Source organism: Pseudoalteromonas sp. TP27 (genome assembly GCF_056470645.1).
On sequence record NZ_JARDAK010000019.1, the window covers coordinates 61,116 to 72,106 of the forward strand.

Genomic DNA, 10,991 nt, shown 5'->3' on the forward strand with positions numbered 1-10,991 from the left:
ATTGTAAAGTTTAGTGACAACCGTATCGGTTTAATGTTTAATTGCTTTGTCTGATATATAAATTAAGAAGTAGGTAATGTGTCTGTATTTGTTGCAAGGCAAGCAATATTCAATAGAAGTAAAAAAGTAGTAGCTTACGAGCTACTATTTCGTGATAGTCCCAAAAATTATTTTCCTGATATAGCTGATGGCCACGCCACAGCGAGGCTTATTATGGAGAATCAACTTAACCTAGGTACTCGCCATATTACATCAGGCAAAAAAGCGCTTATTAATATAGGGCCTGAATCATTACAACTCGATTTATGTGCTTTTTTACCTTGCCAAGATGTTGTTATAGAATTACTTGAAACAATAGAGCCGAACGATGACAATTATGAATTATGCAGAGGCCTATTCCATAATAATTACAAACTCGCACTCGATGATTTTGTATATACACCACAGTGGGAGCGCTTTTTAAAGCTTGTTAAACTAGTAAAGTTTGATATAGCAATCACCCCGCTAAGTGACATATTACCAGTAGTAGAAAAGGTCCAAAAACATAAGCAAATAAAAATATTAGCTGAAAAAATAGAAACGCAAGATGATTATCAACTCGCATTTGACATGGGGTTTGATTATTTTCAGGGATACTTTTTTGCAAAACCAGCCATGATAAAGCAAAAAGATATTAACTATAACTATGATCTAATTGTTGCCATTTTCGCTGAAATTATGAAACCAAGCCCGGATATAAAAGTTATTTCTGGCTTATTTGAACTCGATGCTGCATTGGCTTATAAATTACTACGTTTAATCAATAGTGGCGTATTTCCTATTCAAGGTGAAATCTCATCTTTAAAACAAGCGCTTGTTTATTTAGGGCACGATCGTTTAAAGAAATTTGTAAGCTTAATTGTTACCGCCTATTCTGCTGATAAAAAACCGACCGAACTTATGCAAATGTGTGTAGTACGCGCACGCTTTTGTGAGCTAATTGCTAAAAACGTAGCAAAACACCAAGTAGGTGAAGCATTTTTAACAGGATTATTTTCATTGCTAGATGCAATACTTGATCAACCCATGAGTTTACTTGTTGAAAAATTACCTTTCCCTGATGATATAAAAGCAGCGCTTTTAGAAGAAAAAAATACCCTCTATTATATCGTTAATATTGTAAAAAATTACGAAACAGGAAGCTGGTGGGCGCTCGAGCAAGCCGTTCTTTTACTAAATATTGATAGCAAAGAATTACCTGCTATATATCAACAAGCAGTTGATTGGGCTGATAGCTACAAAAGTAATATTAAAGGATATTAATACCTGCCTATGCGTAATTATAATATGGACTTTATTCGCGGCATCGCCGTGCTTGGTCTAGTTTACATGAATGCTTACGCTTTTGGTCTTTTTGAATACGGGTATACCCCTTTAACTAATCCCCCTTTTAGCGACTCAATTATTCACACCTTTAGCAGCGTGTTTGTAGATGGGCGTTTTAGAACGCTGTTTAGTTTGCTTTTTGGCGCCGGGCTTTACATTCAATGGCAACGTTATAAGTCTGAGGTGCAATTAAAAAGTAGGCTTTATTGGTTAATACTCTTTGGTTTAGCGCATGGTTTTTTACTTTGGGCAGGTGATATTTTATTTGTTTACGGTGTATCTGGCTGGTTTGTTATTAAATATTTAGAGAGTGATAGCAACGTACTTTTAAAAAGAGGGCTTGAATTTATTCTGTTATCGGGTGTAGCTACGGTGCTTGTTATATCGAGCGTACCCGATGAAGTGATTTACCGCGATTCAGCACAATTTATAGATTTATATAACCCACACTATATTGATTACTTTATTAGTAACCTCGCTATGAACACGTTAATGCTTGTGATGGTACCAATAATGACAATGTGGATGTGCGTGGGCCTTATGCTCATTGGCATTTATTTATATAAACAAGATGTTTTTAGTAAATGCTTAACGACTCAGCAATTAATAATTTGCGTTGCAATAACCCTTGTTTTTTGCGCTCTTAGGCTTTATGCATCACAGCTCAGTGGCAGCTTAGGGTATGGGGTGCAAGAATTTGTAAATATGTTTGCGGCGCTAGGTATGGCTACGCTATATATTCATTTAATTGTTAAATTTTGCAATAACAGCGCACACGTCGGCACGCTTATTCAACAAGCAGGGCGCTTAGCATTTACTTTATATATTAGCCAAACACTCATGCAATTATTGTTATATAAAGTGTTATTTACGCATTGGCTACTCAGTTCTGATCGTATTGATTACTGGTTAGTAGCAACGGGTTTAGTTGTGCTGCAGCTCATATTTACCTTTATATACAGCCGCTATTTTAACCAAGGCCCGCTTGAATTTGTATGGCGTAAATTAACGAAAGCAAAAATTACTGCTTAAACGTCTATAAATAGTAAATTAGGGGCGAAAAAATAGTGTGGGTGGTTTACACTACTCGCCTTTAAAATTACTACGCTATAAGTGCCATGACCGAATTAAAACGTTTAAATAAATTTATTAGTGAAACAGGATTTTGTTCACGCCGCGAAGCCGATAAATATATTGAGCAAGGTCGTGTCAGCGTTAATGGCTACTTACCAGAAATGGGCGTAAAAGTAGCCGCTACCGATGTTGTATTAATTGATGGTAAGCCGCTTAAAGCCACGCCGAAGCGCGTTTACATTGCTTACAATAAACCCGTTGGCATAACGTGTACTACCGAAAGTAAAATTCAAAGTAACATTATACGAGCGGTAAATTACCCAACGCGTATATTCCCAATAGGGCGCTTAGATAGACCGTCTGAAGGGCTTATATTTTTAACTAACGAAGGCGACATCGTTAATAAAATTTTGCGTGCGGGTAATAATCACGAAAAAGAATACGTTGTTACGGTAGATAAACCGCTTAATCGTCAGTTTGTTACAAAAATGGCGAATGGCGTGCCTATTTTAGATACCGTCACTAAAGAATGTAAAGTGACGCAAAGTGGCCCTAAAGAATTTAAAATAGTACTTACTCAAGGTTTAAACCGTCAAATACGCCGTATGTGTGAGTATTTAGGCTACGAAGTTGTAACGCTAAAACGTACGCGCATAATGAACGTAACACTTAAAGGTTTAAAAGTAGGGCAGTGGCGTCATTTATCCGATATTGAAATGGCGCAAATAAATGACTCTATTTCTGATTCTGGTAAAACCCAAGAGCACTCGCTTGATACTAATAAACAATCAGAAAATAATGTACCTTCAGCACCTAAAAAACGCGATTTTCAGGGCGAAAACCCACGCCGATTTAACAACGGCGATCTAAATGCTGAGCGCAGTACTGAACGCAATAAAAATCGTAACTCTCAACGTACTAATGCTAGCGACGAACGTAAAAATGAGCGTAGTAATGCGCCATATCAAAAGCGTTCTACAACGTATGTGGGTAAACCAAAAAGCATTAAAGAAAACAAATCGTCTAATGCTAAATCAGACGCAAAACCAAGCTCAGGCCGTATACTCAGCTTAAAAAAATAGTGTGCAGTTAAGTGGTAATACTTACTACCACTGTATTTCCTGTACTATATTGCCCAGTGGGCTTTTAACGCCCACTAAATTTACGTTGTTATTTTGCAAACTCACCAGCTTACTCTTATCTAAATACCATCTAAAGCTGTGTTTCCTGTAGCTTTTTAAGTCAAGCACAGTCAGCTTTGAGCAACTGTATTCATAATCAGTTGGGCATGCCTCTACAGCGAGTAGTTGATACTCTTGCTGCCAGCTATTATCGCTATAATAATAAGCCCACAATTTTATTGAAATACAAAAAGCAGCCCACAGCCATAAGTGAACTAAAACAGGTATAAACAAAATACCAAGCCAGCCACGAAGCTTCCCATAGCGTTCTACATAATCTTTAAAATTTGATTTAAATGTCATGCATGCGTTGTACTTTTTATATCCGTACATACCTGCCGCAATGCTAAGGACCACTGATAAAGCAGGGAACAGCTTATGTGTTAAAAAATCATAAGCGGTATTGGCAATAAATGGCGGGTCTAGGTTCTCGTCCCAAGCAATAAAAAGTATGGGTGGGAATAGTAAGCTAGAAGTAATTATTATTCGAAAAAGTTGCTTTGCTGTCACTTGAGGTTCTACTTTTTAAATGCTAAAGCCAATATAAAATAAGAGTATACCTAAATAAATTGCAATCGCCGATAATGCGTATTTAGAGTGCAGGCGTTTAGCTATATCGCGTGCACCATCTAAATCCATTAAATGGCCTCTTTATGTCGCTATATTACGCGTATATACAGTGAAGCCTGATTTATATTGTGCATTAGCAAGTACACCTTAGTTATATGCTGGGTAAGCTGTTAAGATGCGCCGTCTTAATAATGTTGAAAGGTTATAGAAGTAACATGTCAAAATTTTTCTTTATGGGTAAGCCCGACATAATGGGTAAAAATAACAGTAATGGATTTGCGCCAAATCGTACCGCAAAGCCAGGATCAGAGTTGCATCCGTTAACGCTAATAGTAAACTCAGTTGAACGACAATCAGAAATAGAAGCAATATTAGAAGAGTATTCGCTGTTTGCTTCAATTGAAGTTAAAGCAGACGTACCAGAAGATATTCGCGAACTAGACTTTGCGCTTAGCAAGTCAACACCACAAGTATTTGATAAAGCACCAGAGCGTAACGCACCGTGTGTATGTGGTAGCGGCAAAAAATATAAAAAGTGTTGCGGTTAGTTTCTTAACAACTAAATATGTAGCCTTTCTTTTTGCATCGGTATTAAATAAAAATGCCACAGGATTTTGAGCCTGTGGCATTTTTAATGTTAACCGATTATATGCTTAACTACTTACGCGGTTCGTAATCAATTCTAAATATAACCGTGTAAAGTACTGGCACTACAATTAGAGTCAAAATTGTAGCAAACCCTAAACCAAACATAATCGTTACCGCCATTGACTGAAAAAACACGTCAAATAACAGCGGGATCATACCTAAAATAGTAGTTATAGCTGCCATAGCAACTGGTCGCACACGGCTCACACCGGAGTCAAATACGGCCTCATAAGGTGATTTACCTTCCCTTAATTCAAGATTTATTTGATCGACCAATACAATGCCGTTTTTAATTAGCATACCGCTTAAGCTTAATAAACCAAGTAGCCCCATAAAGCTAAACGGCGCATTCATTGCTAACAAGCCCGCGCTTACACCAATAATAGCCAAAGGCACTGTTGCCCAAATAATTAGTGGTTGTTTAAGCGAGTTAAAAAGTAATACGGTAACTGCAAACATAGCTAAATAACCCAACGGTAATGAGCCAAATATTGCTTTTTGCGCCTTACTTGAAGATTCAAACTCGCCGCCCCATTCTAGTTGGTAACCACGGGGTAGTTCCATGTTCTCTATTGGACCACGAATACGCGCAAATAGTTTAGCGGGTGTTTCATCGCCTAATACATTGTGATCGGCCATAACCGTAATTGTACGTTTGCGATCGCGGCGCATTATTAGGCTGTCTTCCCACTGCACATCAAATTCGTCTACAACTTGAGTCACTGGTACAAATACACCAAAAACTGGGCTGTATATTTGAAGGTCGTGTACGCTTTCTACGTTTAAGCGCTCGTTAGCCGGAGAGCGAGCAATAATGGGTAGCAATTGCGTACCATCGCGATATACGCCCACTTGTTTACCCGATAAGCTCGTTAGTAATACATTGTCTAAGTCTGATTTACTAATACCTAATCGACGTGCTTTTTGCTCGTTAAATTGCGGGCGAATCATTTTGGTACGTGCACGCCAGTCATCACGAATATTGTACGCACCATCGTCGCTACCAATCAGTTCTTCAGCTTTAGCGGCGAGTTGTCTTAAAATAACAGGGTCAGGGCCTGAAAAACGAGCTTCTATTTTTGCATCAGTAGAGGGGCCAATTTCCATCGGTTTAATTTTAAGCTGTGCAGAAAGCGCATGATTGCTTGAGTAATCGCGCACTGTTTGCATTACAGTTGCTACGGCTTCTCTGTCGGCAACACGAATAATCAATTGCCCGTACGCTGGGTATGACTTTTCTGGCGCGTAGGTAAGCATAAAGCGCGGTGCACCTTGCCCTGTTGTACTTGTTACTTCTTCAACAAGGTCTTCTTTTTGCAAAAACTCTTCAAGCTTTTTAACGCCCTCTAGGGTTGAGCGAATATCAGAGCCTTGCTCTTGCCAGTAATCTACATAAAACATAGGTGTATTAGAGGCAGGAAAAAACGACTGTTTAACAGAGCCAAAACCAACAACCGCAGTACACAGCAAAACAACCATTAATATAAGCGTGGTTTTTCTAAAGTGCAGCGCTAAATCTAAAATCGCTTTGTAACCATTAAAAATAAACCCTTTATATGGGTCTTCATCTTCTTGGCCTTCTTCGTTTTTAAATTCGTTTTCTTTAAACATTAAATTGGCAAAAAATGGCGTTAACGTTATGGCTGTTATCCAGCTTAATAAAAGCGAAATAAACAACACCCAAAACAAGCTACCGGCAAATTCACCGCTGGCATCAGAGCTTAAGCCAATTGGCGCAAATGCAGTAACCGCAATGACGGTTGCCCCTAATAATGGCCATTTTGTTTGCTCAACAATATTAACAGCCGCTTTTAGTTTTGTTTGGCCTCGTTTGAGGTTTATAAGTATGCCTTCAGTGACGACTATTGCGTTATCAACCAGCATACCAAGAGCAATAATTAGTGCCCCAAGAGATATGCGCTGTAAATCGATAGCAAACAACTTCATAAATATAAATGTGCCCAGTACGGTAAGCAGTAAAATACCACCAATTAAAATGCCGCTTTTTAAACCCATAAATAACAGCAGTACAACAATAACAATCGCAATAGCTTCAAGTAAGCTGATAATAAAACCATCAACCGACTTTTGAACCTCTTGTGGTTGGTTGTATACCGAATTTATGTCAATACCGTGAGGGCGTTGATATTCAAGTGATGCTAAATGCTTGTCTATGTTTTTACCCACATCAACCACGTTAACACCCGACATAAACGACACGCCAATAAGTAAAGCTTGCTGTGAGTTATATCGAATAATATTATTTGGTACTTCGGCGTACTCTCTGTAAACCTTTGCTACATCGCCTAAATAAATAAGCTCATTAGCGCCAGGCTTTGAGATTAATAGCGTTTCGAGTTCTTTTACATCTTTAAATTCGCCAGTAGGGTGCAAGCGAATTGATTCATCGCCCACGCGAATTTTACCCGCGTTGGAAACCGTATTTTGTGATTGTAATAATGCAAAAATATGGCTTGGTGCAATACCTAATTGAGCAAGTTTACGGGTAGATACTTCAACCATTACTTGCGCTTGTTGTTGCCCTGCAACCGTTACTTTACTAACACCTTTAACAAGGACTAGTTCGCGCTTTAAAAAATCGACGTAATCTTTAAGCTCATCATACGAATAACCATCACCGGTTACCGAATACATAACACCGTAAACATCGGCAAAGTCGTCCAAAATAGTGCTTGGGTAAACACCACTGGGTAATGACGGAGAAAGGTCGTTAATTTTACGACGCATCTCATCCCAAATTTGGCGAAGCTGCTCTTTTCGATAATTGCTTTTCATCTCTACCGAAATCTGCGACTTACCGTTAGACGAAATAGACGTAACGTAGTCAACATAAGGCAATTGCTGAATCGCGTTTTCAATTGGAAAAGTAACTTCTTCTTCAACTTGCTGCGGCGAAGCACCAGGGTACATGGTAATAACCATGGCTTTTTTAAGGGTAAACTCAGGGTCTTCTAGTTGTCCTAAATCAAAGTACGACACACTACCGCCAATTAATAGCAGCAGCGTAAACATCCAACTGATTACTTTTTTCTCTATGGAGAGTTGTGCAAAGCTCATAATTATAAGCCTCGCTCTTTATTCCATGCTCTTACTTTCATGCCTTCTTTTAGTGAATGCACACCGGCAGAAACCACAATTTGGCCTTCTTCAATACCGCTTAATACTTCAATACCATCGCGGTGCAACTGGCCAACCTTTACAGCTTGTTTATGCACTTGGCTAGTTTTTGAATCAAAAAGCCATACGTAGGCGTTATCTTCAATAGATTCTTGCGGCTCAGAAAACACCGACTCGATAGGTAAGATTGTATAAGCAACTTGCGAGCGCGTAACTTTACTTAAATCAATAAGCACGCTCCCCGTCATGCCTGCTAGTAAATTAAAGTCCTTAGGTACTGGTAGCGAAAATACAACTTTATAGGTAAGCGTTGCAGGATCAGCTTGGGTATCCCACTCTTTAATATCAAGTGTGTACTGTTTATCGTCAAAGCCATCAAACTTTACAGTAGGGTGGTAATCGGTGCCTTTTTTAAAGCGAGCGACTATTTTTTCAGGAACCTGGATTTCTACGTCCATTAAATCGCGTGTTTCTAAGCGTAAAATATTTTGCTTGGCTTGAATGTTTTCAAAGTTTTTAACAAATACCTTAGCAACCGTGCCCGAAAAGGGCGCGCGTAGCTCGCTGTACTCAAGGTTCGTTTGTGCAATTCTAAATGCAGATTCAGCAATTTGCATATTAGCAGTGGCTTGATCTAATTCTGATTGGCTGGTGATTTTTTTCTCAAATAATTGCTCAATACGGCCAAGTTGTGATTTTGCCAATTCAAAGCGCGCTTTGCGCTCGTCAAACTGTAATTGAAAATCTTCTGGGTCTAGTTTTGCTAATAAATCACCTTTTTCAACGTGTTCACCAGCAAGAACCGGAAATTTAATAAGTTCGCCATTTACTCTAAAAGCAAGGTAAGAGCCTTGGTTTGCAACCACCTCAGCAGGAAAACTACGAATGTTAGTTTGAGAATCATGACCTATGTTGAATAATTTAACTGGGCGAATGGGCTCTTCTTTAACTTGTTGTTCTGGCTCAGAACAGGCAAGTAAGCTTAGTAGTGTCGTAGTTAATAAACATAGACGAAAGAGTTTCATGTCTTCTCCGTTGCAATGATGGCAAAATAATTAAGTGCAGCATACGCTGCAAACATATAAAATAAAAATCATTAAATTTTAGAAACTCAATAAGTTTTACTTATAATGTTACAGAGTGCTATATGAAGCTGAATCAATTAATAATTTTAGATGCCATAGTGCAAAGCGCGAGCTTAAGCGGGGCAGCACTAAAGCTACATAAAACACAGCCAGCGCTTACACTCGCTATTAAAAATCTAGAAGAAAAAATAGGGTTTGAGTTACTAGACAGAAGTAAGTACCGATTACAGCTTACTGAAAAAGGGCGTATTTTTCACCGCGAAGCGAAGCAACTTTTATATGCCAACGATGAGCTGGCACAACTCGCTAAAGAATTAGCATTGGGCAATGAGCCCCAATTTAGAATTTGTTACGAACAACTTTGCCATATGCAAAGTTACAACGAGATCATAAGTAATACTTTTAGGTTGTTTACAAGCACAGAATTTAGCTTAACAAGCGGAAAACGCTTTATCTCATTAGAGCAAATAAACAGCGGACAAGCCGAGTTAGGCATTGGCCCGTGGTTTGATTTATTTCATGCGACAGGCGATTTAGAAAGCGTACCCATAGGCAGGCTCGATATTGGCATTGTGAGCGCTAAAGGCGTACTTCCTCAAAAACTCACCTATAGCGAACTGCAAACGTATCCGTGTTTAGCCATGTTTGAAAGTGACTTGAGTATCGACAGCGACAGATTATCGTACTCAAAAGGCTCCGCCATGATGAAAATTGATGATGTATCGACCTTAAAATCGTTTTTACTCTCAGGCGCAGGTTGGGCAATGATGAGCCTAGAACACTGTGCTTCTGAAATAAAAGCAGGCTTACTTCAAGAAATACACATAACTGACCGAGAGCATAAGTTTAGTGCACAAATTAGAGCCTTTAGACAACATGCAGTGCATCACGGCCCTGTAGCGCGCACTATTTGGGAGCAATTTAAAGTACTTAGTGAGGCGTATTTAAATGAACGCTGATATTGATAAAGAAACCCTTATTTATACTGTTATCGCAGGCATACCAAGCGGTAAAGTAGCAAGCTACGGGCAAGTTGCAGGCCTTGCGGGCTACCCGCAAAACTCTCGATTGGTTGGGCGCTTATTAAAAGTGATGCCAAGCGACTCAGTTATACCTTGGCATCGCGTGGTGAATAGCCAAGGTAAAATATCGTTTCCCGAAGGCAGTGAGAAATACCAAGAACAACGCCAAAAGCTTTTATCAGAAGGTGTACTGTTTAAAAATGACAAAGTGGATATGCGTGAGTGCCGGTGGGAGTGATATGATTATTATCGGAGAATAAGTGCCAGCTGCTGACTTTCAAGGCGTGAATCGACACTCTGTTGGGTGGCGCCTTCGGCTTAACGAACCTACCTTTTGACTTAGGTCGGACAAGTGGCGAAGCCACGCCATCCGACACAGTAAAATATACCCTCCCTTATTACCAACACTTTATATTGTCGAGTGGCTGGAGAGTGCCATGAGCAGACATTGAAAGCCTTGCTTAGCGAAAAATAATTTAGCTATAATCGCGTGGCGATGACCCACTTTTATTTTTACGTTTAAGCAACTGTAAGGGATTTTTTTTCATCTCCATTACATAGTATTAGTTTGATAAGACCTATCCATAACTTCAGGCGATATATTATTATTTCGATGAAAACCCACAATGCGATTAACTTTCAATTTTTCACTTCTCAAACAAATAAACTAGACATCCATCCCAAACAAATAAACTAGACATCCATCCCATCCCAAACAAATAAACTAGACATCCATCCTAAATTAAATAAACTAGACATCCATCCTAAATTAAATAAACTAGACATCCATCCTAAATTTGCACTTTCTAAGGTTAATGACTAAATTTTGATTAGTCTAAAAAGTGAGCAGGTGTTTTATGGCTATTGCAAGAAAACGTCAGGTAAGTTTGGTTGATACAAAATATTAT

At 39.0% G+C, this 10,991-nt stretch carries 9 protein-coding genes; 6 read left to right on the forward strand and 3 right to left on the reverse strand.

Going from position 1 to position 10,991, the window contains the following annotated elements:
- Positions 1 to 78 precede the first annotated feature (78 nt).
- From PX700_RS17935 to rluF, 3 genes are all read left to right on the forward strand, one after another.
- Complete coding sequence (locus tag PX700_RS17935; protein WP_415637029.1) at positions 79 to 1,302, forward strand: EAL and HDOD domain-containing protein; 1,224 nt, start codon at positions 79 to 81, stop codon at positions 1,300 to 1,302.
- 24 nt (positions 1,303 to 1,326) lie between these two features.
- A complete protein-coding gene (locus tag PX700_RS17940) occupies positions 1,327 to 2,397 on the forward strand; it encodes a DUF418 domain-containing protein (RefSeq protein ID WP_479521475.1) in 1,071 nt (356 codons plus the stop codon).
- Positions 2,398 to 2,483: 86 nt separating this feature from the next.
- Positions 2,484 to 3,521 (forward strand): 23S rRNA pseudouridine(2604) synthase RluF, encoded by a 1,038-nt coding sequence (gene rluF, locus PX700_RS17945; protein ID WP_479521468.1) that lies wholly within the window; start codon positions 2,484 to 2,486, stop codon positions 3,519 to 3,521.
- A gap of 24 nt (positions 3,522 to 3,545) precedes the next feature.
- Here rluF and PX700_RS17950 read toward each other — a convergent pair whose 3' ends face one another.
- Positions 3,546 to 4,130: a hypothetical protein gene (locus tag PX700_RS17950; RefSeq protein WP_479521469.1), complete on the reverse strand. Its 585-nt coding sequence runs from the start codon at positions 4,128 to 4,130 to the stop codon at positions 3,546 to 3,548.
- A 275-nt stretch (positions 4,131 to 4,405) separates the two neighbouring features.
- Here PX700_RS17950 and PX700_RS17955 point away from each other — a divergent pair, with 275 nt between their 5' ends.
- Positions 4,406 to 4,738 carry a PBPRA1643 family SWIM/SEC-C metal-binding motif protein gene (locus PX700_RS17955; protein ID WP_479521470.1) on the forward strand — a complete coding sequence of 111 codons (333 nt, stop codon included), beginning with the start codon at positions 4,406 to 4,408 and terminating at the stop codon, positions 4,736 to 4,738.
- 109 nt (positions 4,739 to 4,847) lie between these two features.
- On the opposite strand, the gene PX700_RS17960 is transcribed toward PX700_RS17955, so the two are convergent.
- Both PX700_RS17960 and PX700_RS17965 read right to left on the reverse strand, forming a co-directional pair.
- Complete coding sequence (locus PX700_RS17960; RefSeq protein WP_479521471.1) at positions 4,848 to 7,916, reverse strand: efflux RND transporter permease subunit; 3,069 nt, start codon at positions 7,914 to 7,916, stop codon at positions 4,848 to 4,850.
- Positions 7,917 to 7,918: 2 nt separating this feature from the next.
- Entirely contained in the window at positions 7,919 to 9,001 is a 1,083-nt protein-coding gene (locus PX700_RS17965; protein WP_479521472.1) for an efflux RND transporter periplasmic adaptor subunit, read from the reverse strand.
- 122 nt (positions 9,002 to 9,123) lie between these two features.
- Here PX700_RS17965 and PX700_RS17970 point away from each other — a divergent pair, with 122 nt between their 5' ends.
- Together PX700_RS17970 and PX700_RS17975 are read left to right on the forward strand one after the other, a co-directional pair.
- Positions 9,124 to 10,020 carry a LysR family transcriptional regulator gene (locus tag PX700_RS17970; RefSeq protein WP_479521473.1) on the forward strand — a complete coding sequence of 299 codons (897 nt, stop codon included), beginning with the start codon at positions 9,124 to 9,126 and terminating at the stop codon, positions 10,018 to 10,020.
- Positions 10,010 to 10,321 (forward strand): MGMT family protein, encoded by a 312-nt coding sequence (locus PX700_RS17975; protein WP_479521474.1) that lies wholly within the window; start codon positions 10,010 to 10,012, stop codon positions 10,319 to 10,321. Before PX700_RS17970 ends, PX700_RS17975 begins: the two co-directional genes overlap by 11 nt.
- Positions 10,322 to 10,991: the final 670 nt, after the last annotated feature.

What these genes read in the sequence shown, in the direction of transcription:
- PX700_RS17940 (WP_479521475.1), top strand. Translation starts at nt 1,327, where the DNA reads ATGGACTTTATTCGCGGCATCGCCGTGCTTGGTCTAGTTTACATGAAT.
- rluF (WP_479521468.1), top strand. Translation starts at nt 2,484, where the DNA reads ATGACCGAATTAAAACGTTTAAATAAATTTATTAGTGAAACAGGATTT.
- PX700_RS17955 (WP_479521470.1), top strand. Translation starts at nt 4,406, where the DNA reads ATGTCAAAATTTTTCTTTATGGGTAAGCCCGACATAATGGGTAAAAAT.
- PX700_RS17960 (WP_479521471.1), bottom strand. Translation starts at nt 7,916, where the DNA reads ATGAGCTTTGCACAACTCTCCATAGAGAAAAAAGTAATCAGTTGGATG.
- PX700_RS17965 (WP_479521472.1), bottom strand. Translation starts at nt 9,001, where the DNA reads ATGAAACTCTTTCGTCTATGTTTATTAACTACGACACTACTAAGCTTA.
- PX700_RS17970 (WP_479521473.1), top strand. Translation starts at nt 9,124, where the DNA reads ATGAAGCTGAATCAATTAATAATTTTAGATGCCATAGTGCAAAGCGCG.
- PX700_RS17975 (WP_479521474.1), top strand. Translation starts at nt 10,010, where the DNA reads ATGAACGCTGATATTGATAAAGAAACCCTTATTTATACTGTTATCGCA.